16 protein-coding genes are annotated in these 19,289 nt (G+C 61.8%); 11 read left to right on the forward strand and 5 right to left on the reverse strand.

The features are described 5' to 3' along the window. Positions 1 to 14: 14 nt before the first annotated feature. The 6 genes from B0G71_RS11255 to B0G71_RS11285 all read left to right on the forward strand — a co-directional run bounded on the left by B0G71_RS11255 (position 15) and on the right by B0G71_RS11285 (position 5,605). Positions 15 to 1,748: a ClcB-like voltage-gated chloride channel protein gene (locus tag B0G71_RS11255; protein WP_116141784.1), complete on the forward strand. Its 1,734-nt coding sequence runs from the start codon at positions 15 to 17 to the stop codon at positions 1,746 to 1,748. Between the two features lie 164 nt (positions 1,749 to 1,912). Then, entirely contained in the window at positions 1,913 to 3,250 is a 1,338-nt protein-coding gene (locus B0G71_RS11260) for a C45 family peptidase (protein WP_116141786.1), read from the forward strand. A gap of 300 nt (positions 3,251 to 3,550) precedes the next feature. Beyond that, the gene (locus B0G71_RS11270) at positions 3,551 to 3,805 is read left to right on the forward strand and encodes a hypothetical protein (protein WP_116141790.1); all 255 of its coding nucleotides are present in this window, start codon (positions 3,551 to 3,553) and stop codon (positions 3,803 to 3,805) included. A gap of 191 nt (positions 3,806 to 3,996) precedes the next feature. Then, positions 3,997 to 4,227 carry a DUF2795 domain-containing protein gene (locus B0G71_RS11275; protein ID WP_106284269.1) on the forward strand — a complete coding sequence of 77 codons (231 nt, stop codon included), beginning with the start codon at positions 3,997 to 3,999 and terminating at the stop codon, positions 4,225 to 4,227. After that, positions 4,224 to 5,108 (forward strand): AraC family transcriptional regulator, encoded by an 885-nt coding sequence (locus tag B0G71_RS11280; RefSeq protein WP_116141792.1) that lies wholly within the window; start codon positions 4,224 to 4,226, stop codon positions 5,106 to 5,108. Before B0G71_RS11275 ends, B0G71_RS11280 begins: the two co-directional genes overlap by 4 nt. A gap of 107 nt (positions 5,109 to 5,215) precedes the next feature. After that, entirely contained in the window at positions 5,216 to 5,605 is a 390-nt protein-coding gene (locus B0G71_RS11285; protein ID WP_116141794.1) for a cupin domain-containing protein, read from the forward strand. Between the two features lie 150 nt (positions 5,606 to 5,755). Here the strand turns inward: B0G71_RS11285 and B0G71_RS11290 are convergent, their stop codons facing one another. After that, on the reverse strand, positions 5,756 to 6,814 hold the full coding sequence (locus tag B0G71_RS11290) for a LysR family transcriptional regulator (RefSeq protein WP_116141796.1): 1,059 nt from the start codon (positions 6,812 to 6,814) through the stop codon (positions 5,756 to 5,758). Between the two features lie 291 nt (positions 6,815 to 7,105). On the opposite strand from B0G71_RS11290, the gene B0G71_RS11295 reads away from it, so the two are divergent. After that, positions 7,106 to 7,318 (forward strand): hypothetical protein, encoded by a 213-nt coding sequence (locus B0G71_RS11295; RefSeq protein ID WP_116148503.1) that lies wholly within the window; start codon positions 7,106 to 7,108, stop codon positions 7,316 to 7,318. An 18-nt stretch (positions 7,319 to 7,336) separates the two neighbouring features. Here the strand turns inward: B0G71_RS11295 and B0G71_RS11300 are convergent, their stop codons facing one another. Then, positions 7,337 to 7,954, reverse strand: a complete 618-nt coding sequence (locus B0G71_RS11300; protein ID WP_116117168.1) for a TetR/AcrR family transcriptional regulator — start codon at positions 7,952 to 7,954, stop codon at positions 7,337 to 7,339. Positions 7,955 to 8,172: 218 nt separating this feature from the next. Here B0G71_RS11300 and B0G71_RS11305 point away from each other — a divergent pair, with 218 nt between their 5' ends. Genes B0G71_RS11305 through B0G71_RS11315 form a run of 3 tightly spaced genes read left to right on the forward strand, consistent with a single transcriptional unit; the run spans position 8,173 to position 14,002 of the window. Continuing rightward, the gene (locus B0G71_RS11305; RefSeq protein ID WP_116141798.1) at positions 8,173 to 9,324 is read left to right on the forward strand and encodes an efflux RND transporter periplasmic adaptor subunit; all 1,152 of its coding nucleotides are present in this window, start codon (positions 8,173 to 8,175) and stop codon (positions 9,322 to 9,324) included. Continuing rightward, a complete protein-coding gene (locus tag B0G71_RS11310) occupies positions 9,321 to 12,458 on the forward strand; it encodes an efflux RND transporter permease subunit (RefSeq protein ID WP_116141800.1) in 3,138 nt (1,045 codons plus the stop codon). Before B0G71_RS11305 ends, B0G71_RS11310 begins: the two co-directional genes overlap by 4 nt. Positions 12,459 to 12,460: 2 nt before the next feature. Then, entirely contained in the window at positions 12,461 to 14,002 is a 1,542-nt protein-coding gene (locus B0G71_RS11315) for an efflux transporter outer membrane subunit (protein ID WP_116141802.1), read from the forward strand. A gap of 804 nt (positions 14,003 to 14,806) precedes the next feature. On the opposite strand, the gene B0G71_RS11320 is transcribed toward B0G71_RS11315, so the two are convergent. The 3 genes from B0G71_RS11320 to B0G71_RS11325 form a co-directional block, all read right to left on the reverse strand. Continuing rightward, positions 14,807 to 15,058: a PAAR domain-containing protein gene (locus tag B0G71_RS11320; protein WP_116141804.1), complete on the reverse strand. Its 252-nt coding sequence runs from the start codon at positions 15,056 to 15,058 to the stop codon at positions 14,807 to 14,809. 118 nt (positions 15,059 to 15,176) lie between these two features. After that, the gene (locus B0G71_RS40920) at positions 15,177 to 15,797 is read right to left on the reverse strand and encodes an XAC2610-related protein (RefSeq protein ID WP_147308667.1); all 621 of its coding nucleotides are present in this window, start codon (positions 15,795 to 15,797) and stop codon (positions 15,177 to 15,179) included. Next, a complete protein-coding gene (locus B0G71_RS11325; protein WP_116141806.1) occupies positions 15,766 to 18,111 on the reverse strand; it encodes a M23 family metallopeptidase in 2,346 nt (781 codons plus the stop codon). Before B0G71_RS11325 ends, B0G71_RS40920 begins: the two co-directional genes overlap by 32 nt. Before the next feature lie 84 nt (positions 18,112 to 18,195). On the opposite strand from B0G71_RS11325, the gene B0G71_RS11330 reads away from it, so the two are divergent. Further along, complete coding sequence (locus B0G71_RS11330) at positions 18,196 to 19,173, forward strand: IS5 family transposase (RefSeq protein WP_116140668.1); 978 nt, start codon at positions 18,196 to 18,198, stop codon at positions 19,171 to 19,173. The last annotated feature ends 116 nt before the right edge of the window (positions 19,174 to 19,289 follow it).

A 19,289-nucleotide genomic window follows, 5' to 3' on the forward strand; every position in this document is an offset into this window, starting at 1 on the left:
CCTGTACCGCCGACGTGCTTTCATTCCTGCTGAAGCTGCGCACCCGCGCCCAAGATCTGTTCCGCCTTTCCGACGCTCACACCATGCTGATCTGGTCGGTCGTGGTCGGCGTGGCGGGCGCCTTCGCGACCATCGGCTTTCGCGAGGGCATCGCGCTGCTGCAATTCGCGATCGTCGGCAAGTCCGGCAGTTTCGTCGAAATGGCGCGCGGCTTGCCGTGGACCGTGCGGATCTGGCTGCCCGCGGCAGGCGGCCTGATCGCCGGGTTCTTTCTGCTGATCGCACGGCGTTACGAGGACAAATGCAATCACATCGACTACATGGAAGCGGTCGCGATCGGCGACGGCGTGGTGCCGGTCAAGCTGAGCATGTGGCGCAGCGTGTCGTCGCTGTTCACGATTTCGAGCGGCGGGTCGATTGGCCGCGAAGGTCCGATGGTGCAACTCGCGGCGCTCGCCGGTTCGCTGATCGGACGCTGGGTGCATTTCGATCCGCCGCGGCTGCGCCTGCTGGTGGCCTGCGGCGCGGCGGCCGGGATCACCTCCGCGTACAGCGCGCCGATCGCGGGCGCATTTTTCGTCACCGAGATCGTGCTCGGCTCGATCGCGATGGAAAGCTTCGGGCCCGTGGTGGTGTCGGCGGTGGTCGCCAACATCACGATGCGTGAATTCGCCGGCTACAAGCCGCCGTACGAAATGCCGGTGTTTCCGCCGGTGGCCGGCCTTGAGGTGCTGCTGTTCGTCGCGCTCGGCGCGCTGTGCGGCGCGGCCGCGCCGCAGTTTCTGCGGCTCCTCGACCTGTCGAAGCAAAGCTTTCGCAAACTGCCGGTGCCGCTGCCCGTGAGGCTCGCGCTCGGCGGCCTGGTGGTCGGCATTCTGTCGGTCTGGACGCCCGAGGTGTGGGGCAACGGCTACAGCGTCGTCAACGCGATCCTGCATTCGCCGTGGACGTGGACCGCACTCGTCCTCGTGCTGGCGTTCAAGGTCGTCGCCACGGCGGCTACGGCGGGTTCGGGCGCGGTCGGCGGGGTGTTCACGCCGACGCTGTTCGTCGGCGCGGTAGTCGGCTCGCTGTTCGGCCAGGGCATGCACGCGCTGTGGCCGCACGGCACGTCGGCGCCGTTCGCGTACGCGATGGTCGGCATGGGCGCGTTTCTGGCGGGCGCGACCCAGGCGCCGCTGATGGCGATCCTGATGATCTTCGAGATGACGCTCAGCTATCAGGTCGTGCTGCCGCTGATGCTCTCGTGCGTGGTCGCCTATTTCGTGTCGCGCGCGATCGGCAAGAACTCCATGTACGAAATCACGCTGCGCCGCAATCACGAGGAACAGGAGCGCTCGCGACTGCGCGCCACGCAGATGCGCGAGCTGATCCGCCCCGCCGAAACCGTCGTGCCGCCCAACGCCACCGTGCACGACATGACACGCGTATTCCTCGAATATCCAGTGAAGTATCTCTACGTGGCGAACGAGTCTGGCGCGTTTCTAGGCGTGGTCGCTCTGAAGGACATCACCTCCGATCTGCTCGACGGCAGCGACACGTCCGCGAAGACCGCGGCGAACTATTTGCAGCCGCATTTCGACGTGCTGACGCCGGACATGCCGCTCGGCGTAGCGTTGCAGCACTTCCTCGCGTTTCAGGGTGAACGCCTGCCGGTGATCGAAAGCGCCGCGCATCCCACGCTCGCCGGCGTGGTCTACAAAAGCTCGCTGCTCGACGCGTATTTCCGCATGAATCCGACGCGTTAGACACCGCGCGCGATCCGCCTGAAGGCCGCGCTCGCGGTCTCTTTGGGGCCCGTGCAAAGCGCGGCAAATTCTCTACAATGGACAGACCGCTGCGGCGAACGCCGGCAGCGCGCGTTACGCCAGAACGGGCGAGCCGAGACGCCCGTCCTTCGATCGGAGCGAAGATGAGCGAACCGTCCCTCGATGCCGTGCGCCGCGACCAGGCGGGCTGGATTTTCCTGCATATCGAAGGCGAGCCGTACGATCGCGGCGAGCAGCACGGCCAGTTGCTCGCCAGCGAAATCCGCAACGCGATCCACACCGCCCGCTATCTCGCGAAATGGGACACCGGCGAAGATTTCGACACCTTCGTCAACGCCGCGGTCTCCCAGTTCGCCAACAAACTCGACACCGAATTCGCCGACGAAATCCAGGGCATCGCCGACGGCGCGAAGCTGCCGTTCGCCGAAGTGCTGGCATGGAACGGCTACATGGATCTGCTGCAAAGCTGGTGGCCGACCCACGCTTCGCAGAAGCAGCCGAACCTCGGCGTGAAGCCCTGGCGCGGACGGCGCGGGCACCACTGCAGCGCATTCATTGCCACCGGCCGGGCAACGCGCGACGGCCGCATCGTGATGGCACACAACTCGTGGGACCGCTATGCCGCCGGCGACGCGTTCAACGTGATCTTCGACATCGTGCCCGACGAGGGCAACCGCATCCTGATGCAAGGGCTGCCCGGCTGCATTTCCAGTCTGACGGATTTCTGGGTCACCGCTGCGGGGCTGATGGTGACGGAAACCACCATCTCCAACTTCGCCGGCTACAACGCGGCGGGCGCGCCCGAGTTCTATCGCTCGCGGCGCGCGTCGCAGTACGCGAACAGCATCGGCGAATGGTGCGAAATGTTCGCGATCGCCAATAACGGCGGCTATGCGAACAGCTGGCTGCTGGGCGACGCCAAGACCGGCGAGATCGCGCGCTACGAACTGGGCCTGCACTTCTCCGGTTTCGAGAGCACCAGGGACGGTTTCTACAGCGGCTACAACACCGCGACCGACCTGAAGATCCGCAACCAGGAATGCCTCGGCGAAGGCGAAGACTATACGGACGTTCGCAAGAACGGCGCACGGCGCCTGCGCTTCATGCAGCTCGAGGAAATGCATCGCGGCAAGATCGACGTGGAACTGGCCAAGGAGATGATCGCCGATCATCACGACGTCTATCTCGACCGCAACGACAACCCCTGCTCGCGCACCATCTGCGGGCATCTGGAACTGGACGACGCGCGCTTCGGCGGCACCGATCACGGGCCGTTCAATCCTTGGGGCGCCAACGACGGCAAGGTGGTCGACAGTGAAATGGCGCGCGAGATGGCGTTCAGCGCGCGCTGGGGCCACCCTTGCGGCCGGCCGTTCGACGCGCAGGCGTTCATGAAGCGGCATCCGCAGTGGAACTGGCTCAACGGCTACATGCGCGACCGGCCTTCGTGGCCGTGGACGCGCTTCGACGTGCTGCGCTAGAGGCCGCGTTCACGGCACCTGCCGCATCGCAACATTCACGCCGCACGGCCGTTCGCGATGGCGCTGCTGCGTTGTCGCCGCGTCTCTGCCATTATCTAAAATCACAATACCGTTTTGCCGCAAACGTGCGCGCGGTGCAGAATTTGCGCGCGTAAGATGGAAAGGTGCGCGGTAGCCGCCGACATACACCTCGGCCACGCCGCGCAGAGCATGCGCCGTCCTTTCGACGCGGGGACGGCACAGCGCTTGCGGCACAGCACTTGCTCCACTGTCAGCGCCGCATGAGCTTAGGAGGTCGGGATGAAAACCTCGACGCTGTTGACCATGGTGACGCTGTCAGCCTCGTGTTTCGCCGCACCGGTTCACACCGCGCCGGACAGCACGAACGCCAATAGTCTTGCCGAACGCGCCAACGCAGCACCCGTCGCCCCGGCGGCACCGGATGTTGCCGCCACGGACAACACTCGTCCGCAACAATGGCAACATATCGCGCTGCCCAAGTCACGGCATCTCGATCGAAGCTTCACCGGACAGAACGAGCATTTGCAGACCTGACACCGGCATGTACGGAAGCGCGCGCCGGTTGCATGCGTGAGACGTCGCGGCCCGTCAGCGGTGACGACGGCGTGCGCGGCCGGGCTCTTTTTCTCATGCGGCATACGGCAACTAGCGCGGCCTCTGGCGTTTCTTTCAGCGGCAACAATCACGTCCTCGTCACGTCCAACCGTATCAACAGGAGCGTTTGCATGACCGCCTCGGCTATTCCCGGCGAATCGATTGACCTGCAGATCACCGATCTTCTGAGCGAAGTCCAATTTCCCACCTACAAGGACGCGCTGGTCGATGCCGCGCGCGAAGCCGGCGCGAGCAACGAAGTGCTGTCGATGCTCGACGGCCTGCCGGAACAGGATTACGCGGACGTGGCCTCCGTGACGCGCTACATCAGCGGCAATTACGGCCCGGGGCTCGGCGGATGAGCGAGGAACCGGCTTCATCGCCGGCGCGTTCCCTGCCGCTTTCGTCTACGCGCAACGGGCGCGGTTCCGACTGGATTCATCGCTCGCCGCAGACGGCCGGCGCGAGCGGCATCGAGCGGATCGAGGCGTTCTTTCACCAGGCCGGCTACGCGATGCATCGCCACGATACGTATGCGATCGGCCGCACGCTGTCCGGCGTGCAGAGCTTTCGCTATCGCGGCAGCACCCGCAACAGCTTGCCGGGCGGCACGATGGTGCTGCATCCCGACGAACCGCACGACGGCCAGGCCGGCACCGGCGACGGCTTCCACTACCGCATGATCTATGTCGATCCGGCGCTGTTCCAGCACGCGCTCGGCGGCAAGCCGCTGCCGTTCCTGGAAGGCGGGCTGTCGAACGATCCGCGCCTGTTCGCCGCCACCGAAAGCCTGCTGCGCGCGATGGACAGCGCCATCGATCCGCTCGAACAGGACAGCGCGCTCTACGATCTTGCGGTCGCACTCGACACGGTGGCAGGCGCGCCGGATACACCGCGTCCGATGGATTACCGCGCGGCAACGCTTGCGCGCGACTACCTGCTGGCCTCGCTCGATCACGCCGTCACGCTCGATGAACTCGCGGCCGCAGCGGGCCGCGACCGCTGGAGTTTGTCGCGGGATTTTCGCGCACTGTTCGGCACCAGTCCGCACCGCTATCTGACCATGCGGCGACTCGATCTCGTGCGGCAACGGGTGCTCGCGGGCATGTCGCTCGCCGACGCCTCGGCGGCAAGCGGCTTCGCCGATCAGAGTCACATGACGCGGCACTTCAAGCACACTTGGGGCGTCGCACCGGCGCAATGGCTGAAGATGCTCGGATCGTCGGGAGCCGGAGCGCGCTGAGCGAAGGTGTTTTCGACGCACAGCCCGTGCGCACAAACGTTCAAGACCCGGCCACCCGCGGCGTCGTACGCTCCTGCCTGACATAACCGCTCAGGAGGAGCACTGCGATGTCCGACGCACAGGTCACTCAACGGCCGTATCAGGCCATCAATCTCGCGGAAAAATTGCGGCTCTTCAACGACCAGTGGCAAGCACGCGTGGTCGCCGAAATGAACGACTATCAGTTCAAGCTGGTAAAAATCGAAGGGGATTTCATCTGGCACGAGCACGCCGACACCGACGAGACGTTCATCGTGCTCGAGGGGCAATTGCGCATCGACATGCGCTATGGTTCCGTGCTGATTTCGGCGGGGGAAATGTTCGTGGTCCCGAAGGGCATCGAGCACAAGCCGTACGCCGAGCACGAAGTGAAGCTGCTGCTGATCGAGCCGCGCGGCGTGAAGAATACCGGCGAGGAAGTCAGCGAACGGACGGCGGCAAACGACGTGTGGATTTGAAGCGTTAGCGCGGTTTCAGGGCGGCGCTGCGAAGCGAGACGCAGCACACAGCGCCGACAGGCATGCCGGCTAGCCCGCCATCCCAACTGACGCCGTGCGTCAAAAGCCGACGCCTGCCGCGCCCGGCGTCAAAACGTCGTCAAAACGGCATCAAAACGGCGATGAAGCCGCGATTCGCGAGCGCGCAGTCTTGTGCAAAGGGCGCGCTGCGTCGGCAGTCAATTCCGGCACCGACAGGTCGTCGATATCCGCTGCAACGTCCGTCACCCCGTTCGCGGAACGCACTGGCGTCACAGCACGCGGATCACGTGTCTGCTGCCCCGGCTGCTGGAAATACTCGACGAGGTGATCGATGAAGGTGCGCACCTTCGCCGGCAAATGCAGCCGGCTCGGATAGGCGATCGAGACTTCGATCTGCGGCAAACGGTATTCGCGTAGCAGCGGCACCAGCCGTCCGGACGCGAGGTCGCGGCCGATCAGATAGCTCGGCAGGATCGCCACGCCCATGCCCAGCAGCGCGAACTGCCTGAGCATCTCCGTATTGTTCGCGACGATCGCATTCGGCGGGCGCAGGCGGACTTCGCCATCCGGTCCGGTGAACACACGCTCCTCGCCGCCCTGCTCGGACGGCCGGCTCAGACAAGGATGCGAGAGCAGATGCTCGGGCCGCGTCGGCGTGCCGTGCTGCGCCAGATAAGCGGGCGTCGCGCACACCGTCAGATAGCCGGTCGTGAGCCGTCGCGTGACGATGCTCGCGCTGCGCATGTGCCGCGCCACGAAAATGCCGACGTCGAAGCCCTCTTCCACCAGGTCGACATGACGATCCGCGAGCGTGACGTCGGGAACGACATCCGGATAACGCGCGGCATAAGACTGCACCACGGGGGCGAGGCTGTGCAGCCCGAACACCACCGGCGCGACGATGCGCAAGGTGCCCACCGGCTCGTGATTGCGCGCCACCACCATCTGCTCCACGCCTTCCAGGTCGTCGAGAATGTGACGCACGCGCTCCAGATAGGTCGTGCCGGACTCGGTCAGCGACAGCCGGCGCGTGGTGCGATTGAGCAGGCGCGTGCCGAGACGCGCTTCCAGATCGGCGACGTGGCGCGTGACGACCGCCGTGGAAAGATCCAGCGCGCCGGCCGCGCCGACGAAACTGCCGAGGTCGGCCACTTTGACGAATACGCGCATCGACTGCAATTGGTTCATGGGACGACTCCTGCCTCGGTAAAGCCGGGCCGGCGCACGCCTCGCGCCTGTGTCGACCCGCGCGGCAAGGCGCGCGCGGGCTTGCCCAACGTTCCGATTGTATCGACCCGATCATGTCCCAACCCTGACCTGAACATGACAATCCGGACAGGTTTCCGAGACGCTTGCGTCACGCCTGCAGGCTCATAACGCGCTTTGATTGAGCGCTTTATTGCGGATTTCGACTAGGTATAAACCCTAGTATTCTGGTACCATAGCGTCCGAATGGAAATCAATTGCAATCAAGCCGCCATGACACACCGTTTTCAGCTTCTCGAAAAAATCGCGTTCTCGCTGGTCTGCTGGTCCGCCGCGGCCTGCTCGGCTTTCATCGCTTATGAGCGTTGCCCGGACATCAAGGTGGTGCTGCACGTAGGCGAAGAAGTGCTGCGCTACAGCGGTCAGTATTCGTATGTATGCGCCACGCCGGTGGCGGACACCTGCGCGCAATTGCCGACCAACTGATCGCGCGCTTCAACGCGCTTACGCGTCGCGCCCGAACACCACGCGCGCGAAAAATCCCGCCAGCACCGCTTCAACTCTCTCCGCCGGCACGTTCTGCGGGTCGACCGTGTAGAAGAACTGCAAGCCGTCGCACAAGCTCATCAAGCCGATCGCCAGCGTCTCCGGCGGCATCAGCATTGGCGTGCCGACCCGCGCCGAAAACTCGCGAATATACGCGCCCAGTTGCTCGAGCTTGTCGTGCATGAACGCGTTAAAGCGAATCCGGAACCGGCCGTCGCGCACCGCGAGCAGCTTCGCCTCCGCCCACAGCAGGAAACACTTGTTCTCGCGATGCAGGTTGCTGTAGTAGCGCAGCACGCGCTCTTCCATTTCCTCACGCGATGCCGCGTTCGCGAAGATGGCCTGCAGCCCTGCCTGCATGACCTCGTGATCGCGCCGCAATAGTTCGAGAAACAACTCGCTCTTGCTGCCGAAGTTCGAATAGAACGCGCCACGCGTATAGCCCGCCGCCGCCGCGATGTCTTCGACACTCGCCGCGACAAACCCTTTCTTCATAAAAATTGCTTGCGCAGCGTCGAGCAGACGCTCGCGCGTCTGGTCCTTGCTCTGCTCGCGTGTCAGTCGTTGCCGTTTCATGGGCGCAAGTCTAGCACCGAAAAGAATTCGAATTCACTCCAACATTCAAATACATGTGTGTATTAGAATGCATCTCGTCATTCCGAATCAGTCGCGTATGCCAATTGCATGAACGGCCGGCGCGTCTTCGTTGGCGGGCCGCTGCGGCTTGCCCTGTTCGTTCGCTGTCTCCAGTTGGGGTAATTGTGAAGCGTCCCGGTCTTCACGCATCGTCCGCGATGCGTCCGCAGTCCCGTCGGCATCGTCAGCGAGCGCGCCTGCGGCGCGCCGCATTCGTGCTGGTTCTGGCCGGCGCCGTCACGCTGGCCGCGTGTTCGAAGCAGCAAGCCGTGGCGCCCGAGCCGCGTCCGGTGGTGGCCGTCGCCGTGCATGCGGACGGCAGCGCCACGCAGGCGCCATCCTTACCCGGCGAGGTGCAGGCGCGCTATTCGACGCCGCTGTCGTTTCGCGTCGGCGGCAAGATCGTCGAGCGGCGCGTGCGTCTCGGCGATGTGGTGAAGAACGGGCAGATCGTCGCCCGCCTCGATCCGGCCGATCAGCAGAAGAACGCCGCGAGCGCGCAGGCGCAACTCGCCGCCGCGCAGCATGCTCTCGTGTATGCGAAGCAGCAACTCGATCGCGATCAGGCGCAGGCCAAGGAAAACCTGATCGCGCCCGCGCAGCTCGAACAGACCACCAATGCATACGCATCCGCGCTCGCGCAGCGCGATCAGGCCGCGCAGCAGGCGGCGTTGTCGAAAGACCAGTTGCAATACACCACGCTCGCCGCCGATCACGCCGGCGTGATTACCGCCGAACAGGCCGACACGGGCCAGAACGTCTCCGCGGGTCAGGCCGTCTACAACCTCGCGTGGAGCGGCGACATCGACGTGGTGTGCGACGTGCCGGAAAGCGCGCTCGCCGCGCTCTCGGTCGGGCAAACCGCCCACGTCACGCTCGCCGCGCTGCCGGGGCGCAAATTCACCGCGCGCGTGCGCGAACTGTCGCCCGCCGCCGACCCGCAAAGCCGCACCTATCGCGCCAAACTCACGCTCGACAATCCCGGTCCGGACGTGCGCCTCGGCATGACCGCGGATATCGAACTCGCCACACCAGCTAACGCGTCGGCCAATCAGCACGGCTCGTTCACCGTGCCCGCCACGGCGCTGTTCCATGACGGCACGCAGCCCGCCGTGTGGATCGTGCGCGCCGCGGATAACGCGCTGGAACTGCGCCGCGTGACGGTTACGCGTTACAACGAACGCACCGTCGTGATCGGCCAAGGTCTCAAGGACGGCGAACGCGTCGTGCTGCAAGGCGTGCATACGGTGACCGCCGGCGAAAAAGTCCGGGCGATCGCGCCGCTGCATCCCGAGGACTTCGCTTCATGAGCACCACGCATGAAGAAGGACGCTTCAACCTGTCCGCCTGGGCGCTGCGCCATCAGGCGCTGGTGGTTTTCCTGATCGCGCTCGCGACCGCTTTCGGCATCCTCGCTTATACGCGGCTCGCGCAGTCCGAAGATCCGCCTTTCACCTTCCGCGTGATGGTGATCCGCACCTTCTGGCCCGGCGCCACCGCGCGCCAAATGCAGGAACAGGTCACGGACCGCATCGGCCGCAAATTGCAGGAGACGCCCGCCATCGATTTCGTGCGCAGCTACTCGCGCCCCGGCGAATCGCTGATGTTCTTCTCGATGAAGGACTCGGCGCCGGTCAAGGACGTGCCCGAGACCTGGTATCAGGTGCGCAAGAAAGTCGGCGATATCGCGGCGACGCTGCCGCAAGGCATTCAGGGACCGTTCTTCAACGACGAGTTCGGCGACGTCTACACCAACATCTACACTCTGGAAGGCGACGGCTTCTCTGCCGCGCAACTGCACGACTACGCGGACCAGTTGCGCACAGTGCTGCTGCGCGTGCCGGGCGTCGGCAAAGTGGATTATTTCGGCGATCCGGACCAGCACATCTACATCGAAATCGCCAACACGCAACTCACGCGTCTCGGCATCTCGCCGCAGCAACTCGGCCAGGCGATCAACTCGCAGAACAGCGTGTCGCAAGCCGGCACGCTGACCACCGCCGACGACCGCGTGTTCGTCCGTCCCACCGGGCAGTTCAAAGACATCAACGCGCTCGCCGACACGCTGATCCGCATCAACAACCGCTCGTTCCGTCTCGGCGATATCGCCACGATCAAGCGCGGCTACGACGACCCCGTCGCCACGCAAATGCGCGCCGGCGGCAAGGCCGTGCTCGGCATCGGCGTGACGATGCAGCCGGGTGGCGACGTGATCCGCCTCGGCAAGGCGCTCGATCAGCAGATAGCACAGTTGCGCAAAGCGCTGCCCGCCGGCTTGCAACTGGTCGAAGTGTCGAGCATGCCGGATGCGGTCGCGCATTCGGTCGACGACTTTCTCGAAGCCGTCGCCGAAGCGGTGGCGATCGTACTGGTGGTGAGTCTGGTTTCGCTAGGTGTGCGCACCGGCATGGTGGTCGTGATCTCGATCCCGGTCGTGCTCGCCGTCACCGCGTTGTGCATGTATCTGTTCGATATCGGTCTGCACAAGGTGTCGCTCGGCACGCTGGTGCTCGCGCTCGGACTGCTCGTCGACGACGCGATCATCGCAGTCGAGATGATGTCGGTGAAACTGGAGCAAGGCTGGAACCGCGCGCGCGCGGCAGCGTATGCGTACACCAGCACCGCGTTTCCGATGCTGACCGGCACGCTCGTCACGGTCTCCGGTTTTCTGCCGATCGCGCTGGCCAAGTCGAGCACCGGTGAATACACGCGCTCGATTTTCGAAGTATCGGCGATCGCGCTGATCGCCTCGTGGCTCGCCGCGGTGGTGCTGATTCCGCTGCTCGGCTATCATCTGCTGCCCGAGCGCAAACGCGAGGCGCACGAAGCGCATTTGCCCGACGATCACGAGCACGATATTTACGACACGCGTTTCTACCGGCGGCTGCGCGGCTGGATCGGCTGGTGCATCGAGCGGCGCTTCGTCGTGCTGGCCATCACCGTCGCGCTGTTCGTGCTGGCCATGGCGGGTTTCACGCTGGTGCCGCAACAGTTTTTCCCGAGTTCGGACCGTCCCGAGTTGCTGGTGGACGTGCGCCTGCCCGAAGGCGCGTCGTTCGAAGCTACGCTGCGCCAGGCCCAGCGGCTCGAAAAAGCGCTGGTGGGCCGCCCGGAAATCGATCATACGGTCGACTTCGTCGGCACCGGCGCGCCGCGTTTCTATCTGCCGCTCGATCAGCAATTGCCACAGCCCAATTTCGCGCAGTTCGTGATCACGGCGAAGTCGGTGAAGGATCGCGAGAAACTCGCGCAATGGCTCGAACCGGAATTGCGCAACAACTTTCCGGCGATTCGCACGCGCCTGTCGCGCCTCGAAAATGGACCGCCCGTCGGCTATCCGGTGCAGTTCCGCGTGAGCGGCGACGACATCGCCACCGTGCGCTCGATCGCCGAGCGCGTCGCCGCGACCATGCGCGCGGATCGCGGCACCAGCAACGTCCAGTTCGACTGGGACGAACCCGCCGAGCGCTCGGTGCGCTTCGAAGTCGATCAGAAAAAAACACGCGAACTCGGCGTCAGCTCCGACGACATTTCGAGCTTCCTCGCGATGACGCTCTCCGGCTACACCGTCACGCAGTATCGCGAACGCGACAAGCTGATCAGCGTCGATCTGCGCGCGCCGAAGGCCGAGCGTGTCGACCCCGCGCAACTCGTCACACTGGCCATTCCCACGCCTAATGGTCCCGTGCCGCTCGGCACGCTCGGCCATTTGCGCAACGACCTGGAATACGGCGTGATCTGGGAACGCGACCGTCAGCCGACCCTCACCGTTCAGTCCGACGTCGCGCCCGGCGCGCAAGGCATCGACGTCACGCATGCGGTGGACAAAGCGCTGGGCCCGATTCGCGCGACACTGCCGGTCGGCTACCGGATCGAAATCGGCGGCTCGGTTGAGGAAAGCGGCAAAGGTCAGACCTCGATCAATGCGCAGATGCCGATCATGATCATCGCCGTCCTGACGCTCCTGATGATCCAGCTGCAAAGTTTTGCGCGCGTGCTGATGGTCGTGCTGACCGCGCCGCTCGGCTTGATCGGCGTGGTGCTCACGCTGCTGCTGTTCGGCCAGCCGTTCGGTTTTGTCGCGATGCTCGGCGTGATCGCGATGTTCGGCATCATCATGCGCAACTCGGTGATTCTGGTCGATCAGATCGAACAGGACATTGCGTCGGGACATAAGCGTTTCGACGCGATTGTCGGCGCGACCGTGCGGCGCTTCCGGCCGATCACGCTGACCGCGGCGGCCGCCGTGCTTGCGCTGATTCCGCTGCTGCGCTCGAATTTCTTCGGACCGATGGCCACCGCGCTGATGGGCGGCATTACGAGCGCCACGATCCTCACGCTGTTCTATCTGCCCGCGCTCTACGCCGTGTCGTTCCGCGTGCGTGCCGATGAACGCGAGCCGCAGGCGCCGTCCGCGTCCGGCACGACGCATACGGGGAATTGAGCATGATTACTTTCGCACTTTCCCGATCCGCGCGTATCTCGGCGCTCACCGGCATGGCATGCGCGCTCGCCGCCTGTTCGTTCGGGCCGAGCGGCGAACCGCCCGCCATGCCGCAGCCGGCGCACTACGGCGCCGAAGCGCAGCCGACGCAAACCGTGCCCGCGCAAGGCATCACGCAGGAGTTCGTCGTCGGCGCGAAGCCGGTGCCCGAATGGTGGAAGCTGTACCGATCCGACGCGCTGAACGCGCTGGTCGATGAAGGCCTGCGCAACAGTCCGACGCTCGCCGCGACCGACAAGAGCCTCGCCGCCGCGCGCGAGCAATTGCGCGCGCAGATCGGCAGTTCGATGCTGCCGACCATCGACGCCGGCGGCCAGGTCACGCGTAATCGCGCGCTGGCGATCCCCGAGATCGGACCGAACACGTTTCTGTACAACATCTTCGTCGGTCAGTTGCAGGCGCACTATACGTTCGACCTGTTCGGTGCGGCGCGCCTCGCCGACGCGGCGCTCGCCGCACGCGTCAACGTGCAGGCGTATCAGTTCGACGCCGCGCGGCGGGCGCTGGCCGCCAACATCGTGAGCGCGGCCATCACCAGTGCCGCGTTGCGCGGGCAGATCGAGACGACGGAAAGGCTTGTGACGATCGCCAACGATCAGGCGCGCGACACGCAGCGGCGTTATGCATTGGGGGCCGTCTCGCACGCCGATCAGTTGAGCGCGCAACAAAGCGCCGCGAGTCTGTCCGCGAGTTTGCCGGGCCTGAAGCAGCAGTGGCTCACAACGCGCCACGCGTTGGCGGTGCTGCTCGGCCGCACGCCGGATGCCGCACCGGACGATCTCGAACTCGCGCGGTTGCATGTGCCTGAGCAGGTGCCCGTGGTGGTGCCGTCGGAACTGCTGCGCTCGCGTCCCGACATCCAGGCCGCCGACGCCGCCTTGAAAGCCGCGGCGGCCGATGTCGGCGTGGCCACCGCGCAGATGTTCCCGAGCCTGTCGCTGAGCGCGTCGATGGGACAAGGCGGCTTTAGCTGGCCGGTCGCGCTTTCCGGCGCGGGGGCGATCTGGAGCATCGGTGCGTCGCTGTCGCAGCCGCTGTTCCACGGCGGCGCCCTGTTCGCGCAACGGCGCGCGGCGGTCGATACCTACGATGCCACGGTCTCGCACTACAAACAGACGGTGTTGGCCGCGTTCCAGAATGTCGCCGATACGCTCGCCGCGCTGGAGCACGATTCGCAGGCGTTGGACGCGGCGAATGTTGCCGCGCGCTCCGCGCAAGGCATCTTCGACGAGACTTCCGGGCGCTATCGGCTGGGTGCGTTGCCTATTGCGTCGGCGCGCTCGAGCGAGCAGCAGTTCCGCAACGCGCAACTCGATGAGATCCGCTATACGAGCGCGCGTTTGACGGATACAGCGGCGTTGTTTCAGGCGATGGGGAATCCGCCGGAGGGATCGGCGGCATCTTCCGCAAATGCAGCGAGCGCGGCTTCGGCTTCGGCGTCGGCTTCGGCCGCTCCGGCAGCGAATCCGGATGTTGTCGAATAGCTAAACCTGGGATTCCGTACTGATCGCTGCAAACTTATCCCCACTTTTTGTTGAAGAGCCTGTTGAAAACTATCTGACAAGCAGGCTAACTGCTTGAACGCATGGGGATTTGTGTGTGCGGTACGGAATCAACCAGCCGGCGTTGAACAATGGCTCTTTCACGAAACGAAGACCTTGGGAGGCCTCGACGTTATCCCCAGTTTGTGTTGACAGCGTTGTTGATAACTCCGGGGCTACCCGCTTAAGTGCTTGACCCGAATGGTTTTGTTACTTGAGGTGCCGGTGGATGCAGCAACGTCGCGCGCCGTGGGGATGACTGGCGGCGCTGCAGCTTATCCACAGTTTGTGTTCGCAAGTCCGTGGATAAGTCTCTCCCCACAGCGCTGAACCCCACGCCATAATGCTTTGCGGGCCATGTGAGGGAAAATTGAGCATTCCCCACAGGCCGCCAAACATCGTTCCCCCACGTTTCTCCATACGCTACGGCGCGGGGAAACTGCCTTTCCCCTGAATGGGAAAGGGCCGACATATTAGACATGTGTTTTGTAAAGCATTCGCGCTAACGGCGATCCCTAACGGGAGCTAACACGGCAAGTGACTTGTTTACATTCGGACAGGTGAGTTGTCCATGCTGCGGTGTGGGCGTATGGGGGACGACATGGATTTTCCTCACGGAGTCTGGTGATAGGGCTCCTTCGCAATCCACAGGCGCAACAACCTGATAGTGTCCGGGTTCGTCACAATCACGTCCTGTGATTCCTTCGTCGTGTATCCACGCCGCAGGAAACGGCGTGGATACACCTGCTACACGACGCTGGATATAAGGCTGCAACCGCACGTTGCGTGATGGCCCTGACGCGCAACGGGGACGCCGTGATCCGTTATCCTGTCGTCGCCCTCAACAATGACGTTGGGCACCACCTCGGGGTGAAGCGGACAGGTCACTTCGTCGCCCTTGCGGGCCACGCGCACCCCGCCATAGCGCATGACTTCTGAGGCGGCGATAACTTCGCCGCCGTGGTCGGTGATGTCACCGAGACTGATGAGATCGGTCATGGATTTGTTCCTTGCACATTGCTCAACATTTTTGTGCTTGCCGTTTTACTTGGACAATACACTGGGATTGGACGCAGACTCACTCATTGCGGAACTCCAAGTTCTCCGGCAGCCCTTATTACTGAACCATGGACTCATTCTTCATCGGAGCAACTTTAGACGATATGCGCTTGCCGTTGCTAAAACGATCAACATAAGAAAATGCCTCACCTGTTGCCGTATCGCAATACGTTCCAACGCGCTCTAATAAATTAAGCTTCCCGCTCTTATTTATGGAATACCGTTCACTCCAGTTTTCACAAGCATTTTCATGAAAACAAGTACCGACAATCTGGTGCCTCTTCAAGTCTGCCTGAATGCACGGCAAAGCACTTAATCGCTTTGAATAAACATACTTTTTCACCGAAAAATTGAATAAATACACATCATAGAACTCTTGACTCGCCCCTCTGGATGAAAGTATTTTTAAATCAGGATGACCATCGAAGTTAAGGTCCTCCCAGGATATATCTTTCTTGTTCACATCATGATTTAACCAAATGGTCTGCTTTGTTTCTGCTGTGATCACGCGGAGTTCCCGTCCCGACAATGTTATTTCCGAAGCAGCAACTTCCTTCGCTAACACTAGCCCGTTTTGAAGAAGAACGACTTGCGTTACGATCAAAAAAATTATTTTTAAAGAACGCTGTCGCGAAACTTTAAAGAGATCAATTGCTTTTTTGAGTGTATGCTTTTTCATAGTCAATGATAGTATCAGTAGTCTTCGCAAGCGCAGAAAGAAAGACATTTGTTCGCGGCACAAGTCCGTTCATAGGTCCGGTACTATTTGGATTTCCAGTATTGACTGCGCGGGCCGCCCTTTCAAATTGAGGGCACACACGAAAATCAATGCTCTCGGGATGAGATCTGCAAGATTTTTGATGGTAATCATAATTGTCGCAAACATTTTCGAGTCTTGAGTTGGAAACGACTGGAACAATGTCGGATTCGACATTTATATTATGTGCCGACTGCACTTCCTTCGCGCAAGTAACCCAGTAAAATCCGGCCGAATCGCAGGCGACATCTCTATCCGTTTCAAGTCTATCGCGATATGCCGTTGCTGGACCGCTCCAGCCCTTGTAGCGCCCATACTTCGTATAATTCGCCTCAAAAGTAAGTTGGATAACCCCGCGACCATACCATGGGGCGTAGGTGGCATGAGCTCCGCCGACCTCGGCAGTTGTGGAAAGGTAAATCGTTTCTTGAATCGCATTTCCCAAGAAATACGCCACCCTTAATCCGTTGGTCGAAATTGAGTATTTTCTTAAAGTCGAATTTAAATGCCGCACAAAAAGGTTTGCCCGTTGCAGTGCTCTGGTCCAGGGTATCGTCCCAGTTGGATATGTTCGATGATGCGAGGCGTTTTTAGTCTCGTCAATAATTTGACGCGGTATACATTGGGCCAGCTCAGATGCGGACAGCCATCCGCATTTTCTGAAATGTCGAATGAATGCAAGTGGATGAAAAAAACAGAATTCCTTTCCGCCTGCCAGCGATGGCACGTGATCCATGAACTGGATTTTATTCAAAAAACCTAAAAACCTGTCGTAGCCGTCGGGGTCCGTATCCTTGCACTTGCCAAAATAACCATCGGGCTTGTTCAGATCCCTATAACGCTGGTCATTGTTGGCTGAATCCCACTCGCTTTTTGTATGGCACACCAGGCCGGAGAGACCAGTTTGCACACTATCGTTGCCCTGCACGTAGGAAGAGAGCTGTTCATCGAGGCTGAAGGTTGAATCACTCTGAGAAGCATCAAACGCGGTTGCGGTTGCGTCGCCAACAAGCTGCCGCAGCTTGCGGTAACTGAACAGACCATCCGCATCGAGCGGCGCGTTTTCACTACTTATCTTCTGCCAGCCGGTGAAGAATGGAAAGTCCGCATCCGAAAGTTTGACGATGGATGTCCTGTTGATATCCACGTAGCCTTGCGTACCGTTTGCGTCGAAGGGCACCGCGACCCATGTTGTTCTATCCGAGGCGGAGACAAGCGTCGGAGAATCGGCCAGAATGCGCCCGAAGCGCAGCAGTTCGTACCCGTCGCTCGGACATGTTGGATACAATGCCATCGCACGCTCATAGAGCTTGTACTCATAGTCGTTGTATCGCTCCCTTAAGGGCTGGGCTGTCAGTTGTACGCATCGGCCGTCGCCGTTTTCATCCATCCAGGCGCGCGTGTAACGCTGCCCCTTGTGGAAATAGGCCTCCACATACAGTTTGCTGCTTTCCTTTGGAAGCCTTCCCGCATTCAGCCTTGGAAACCAGGCTTCGTCATGCGGTGTGCCTGGCCGGTCCAGAAATTCTACTGTGGCAGGGATCACATAATAGGCATGACCCCACCAGTCTTTCGAACTGGGCTGAACCGGAGTATTTTCCCCAAGCTGGACTGTATGACCAGTCTGCTGAAACCAGGCAGTGAAATCATCCCCGCTCATAAAGATTTCGAAGTGCAAATGCCATAGCCCTTGCGATTGCCCCCAATGACCGAGGATATCCTTGCGATAGACCTTCCTGCCATTGCCCTCTTTGACACCATCGCCAGCTTCAAGCAGCCACGCCGCGAGCGCGAAGGGCGAAGCGTGCGACGACGGATTCGCTGATAGCGGTGCGATTAGCGCATGCTGCGCCGTAAGATCCAACAAGTGCATATACAGCGAATAAAAGGTTATTGTGCGCCCGTCTCCCGTGTCGGTGACATGACGAAGTAGCACGAATCCATTGTTAGTATTCAGTGCCTCCTGGCCTGTCGCGTCATCTATATGTCCGTCGGAAATGGGATTCTGGCTAACGCGATAGGCGATCACTTCGCCATCTGCGATGGCCCGCACAGGTTCATCGCGGGTACCTGGCACAAGATGGATGCCACCGTGCCAGCGACGATCGAATGTCACAGGGAAGACACCGTGATAGCCCGGTTCGTATGCTTCGACCGCGGTCATCATCGCATCAGTGTCGGTATCGTCGCCGGAATTGAGCGCCGACTGCGGCAGGAAGGGTGGGCTGATAATCATAAGTTAGGGCAACGCTGATTAAGTCCGCCGATCCGGTACGTCAAGCGTTATAGAGATCGGATTGAATGAGGAAGGCGAACCAGGATGAAGCAGCAGACGCTGGCGATGGCAGCCGATCAAGGTGCGGGTTTTGAGACGCACCGCAAACGCACGCGGCGCGACGAGTTTCTCGACACGATGAATGCGATCGTGCCATGGGCGCAGTTGTGCGCGGTGATCGAGCCGCACTATCCGAAACGCGGCAATGGCCGCCCGCCAATTGGTCTGGAGCGCATGTTGCGGATTCACTTCATCCAGCACTGGTTCAATCTGGCCGACTTCGCCTGCGAAGAGGCACTGTACGACAGTGCTAGCCTGCGTCGCTTTGTGGGTATTGATCTGGGCTGCGAAGCCGTGCCGGACGCGACGACGCTGCTCAAATTCCGGCGCCTGCTGGAGACCCACCAACTGGGTGAGCAGCTCTTCGCCGAAGTGGGCCGGGTACTTCAGGCCAGCGGCATGAAGCTCAGGAGCGGCACCATCGTGGACGCCACGATCATCGGTGCGCCGAGCTCGACAAAGAATGAACAGAAGGCGCGCGACCCCGAGATGCATCAGACCCGCAAGGGTAAGCAGTGGTACTTCGGCATGAAGCTGCACATTGGTGTCGATAGCCAAAGCGGGCTGGCGCACAGCGCAGTGCTCACTCCGGCCAACGTGCATGACAAGCACCCGCTGCCGCAATTGCTGCACGGCCAGGAGCAGCGCGTCTACGGCGACAGCGCCTATGCGAGCCAGAAAGACCTGATTCACGGCAAGGCGCCGAAGGCACGCGACTTCACCAATCAGCGGACGCGTCGTGCGGGCGGAGAAGTCGACGAGGTGCAGCGCGGCAGGAATCGCAACAAGTCGAAGATCCGGGCCCGGGTCGAGCATGTCTTTGCGGTCGTGAAGCGACTATGGGGATTTACGAAGGTGCGCTATCGCGGGTTGGCAAAGAACGCCAACCGGGCGTTCGTCGCGCTCGCGCTGGCCAACGTCTACCTGTCGCGCAGGCAACTGACGGCATCGGTACGCCCATAGTGGGCCAAAGGCGGGCAAAGTGCCCGCCCACAAGGCCCGCGAGGGCCGCAAAGCAACGGCGCAAGCTCGGCCTCATGACTTGACGACGTTCAAATTGCTAACGCGTCGCCAATTTC

Origin of the sequence: Paraburkholderia sp. BL27I4N3, from assembly GCF_003386115.1 — a bacterium.
In the GTDB taxonomy this organism is placed as follows: Bacteria; Pseudomonadota; Gammaproteobacteria; order Burkholderiales; family Burkholderiaceae; genus Paraburkholderia.

What these genes read in the sequence shown, in the direction of transcription:
- B0G71_RS11260 (WP_116141786.1), top strand. Translation starts at nt 1,913, where the DNA reads ATGAGCGAACCGTCCCTCGATGCCGTGCGCCGCGACCAGGCGGGCTGG.
- B0G71_RS11325 (WP_116141806.1), bottom strand. Translation starts at nt 18,111, where the DNA reads ATGATTATCAGCCCACCCTTCCTGCCGCAGTCGGCGCTCAATTCCGGC.
- B0G71_RS11270 (WP_116141790.1), top strand. Translation starts at nt 3,551, where the DNA reads ATGAAAACCTCGACGCTGTTGACCATGGTGACGCTGTCAGCCTCGTGT.
- B0G71_RS11305 (WP_116141798.1), top strand. Translation starts at nt 8,173, where the DNA reads ATGCGTCCGCAGTCCCGTCGGCATCGTCAGCGAGCGCGCCTGCGGCGC.
- B0G71_RS11310 (WP_116141800.1), top strand. Translation starts at nt 9,321, where the DNA reads ATGAGCACCACGCATGAAGAAGGACGCTTCAACCTGTCCGCCTGGGCG.
- B0G71_RS11295 (WP_116148503.1), top strand. Translation starts at nt 7,106, where the DNA reads ATGACACACCGTTTTCAGCTTCTCGAAAAAATCGCGTTCTCGCTGGTC.
- B0G71_RS11290 (WP_116141796.1), bottom strand. Translation starts at nt 6,814, where the DNA reads ATGAACCAATTGCAGTCGATGCGCGTATTCGTCAAAGTGGCCGACCTC.
- B0G71_RS11330 (WP_116140668.1), top strand. Translation starts at nt 18,196, where the DNA reads ATGAAGCAGCAGACGCTGGCGATGGCAGCCGATCAAGGTGCGGGTTTT.
- B0G71_RS11300 (WP_116117168.1), bottom strand. Translation starts at nt 7,954, where the DNA reads ATGAAACGGCAACGACTGACACGCGAGCAGAGCAAGGACCAGACGCGC.
- B0G71_RS11275 (WP_106284269.1), top strand. Translation starts at nt 3,997, where the DNA reads ATGACCGCCTCGGCTATTCCCGGCGAATCGATTGACCTGCAGATCACC.
- B0G71_RS11320 (WP_116141804.1), bottom strand. Translation starts at nt 15,058, where the DNA reads ATGACCGATCTCATCAGTCTCGGTGACATCACCGACCACGGCGGCGAA.
- B0G71_RS11285 (WP_116141794.1), top strand. Translation starts at nt 5,216, where the DNA reads ATGTCCGACGCACAGGTCACTCAACGGCCGTATCAGGCCATCAATCTC.
- B0G71_RS11315 (WP_116141802.1), top strand. Translation starts at nt 12,461, where the DNA reads ATGATTACTTTCGCACTTTCCCGATCCGCGCGTATCTCGGCGCTCACC.
- B0G71_RS40920 (WP_147308667.1), bottom strand. Translation starts at nt 15,797, where the DNA reads ATGAAAAAGCATACACTCAAAAAAGCAATTGATCTCTTTAAAGTTTCG.
- B0G71_RS11280 (WP_116141792.1), top strand. Translation starts at nt 4,224, where the DNA reads ATGAGCGAGGAACCGGCTTCATCGCCGGCGCGTTCCCTGCCGCTTTCG.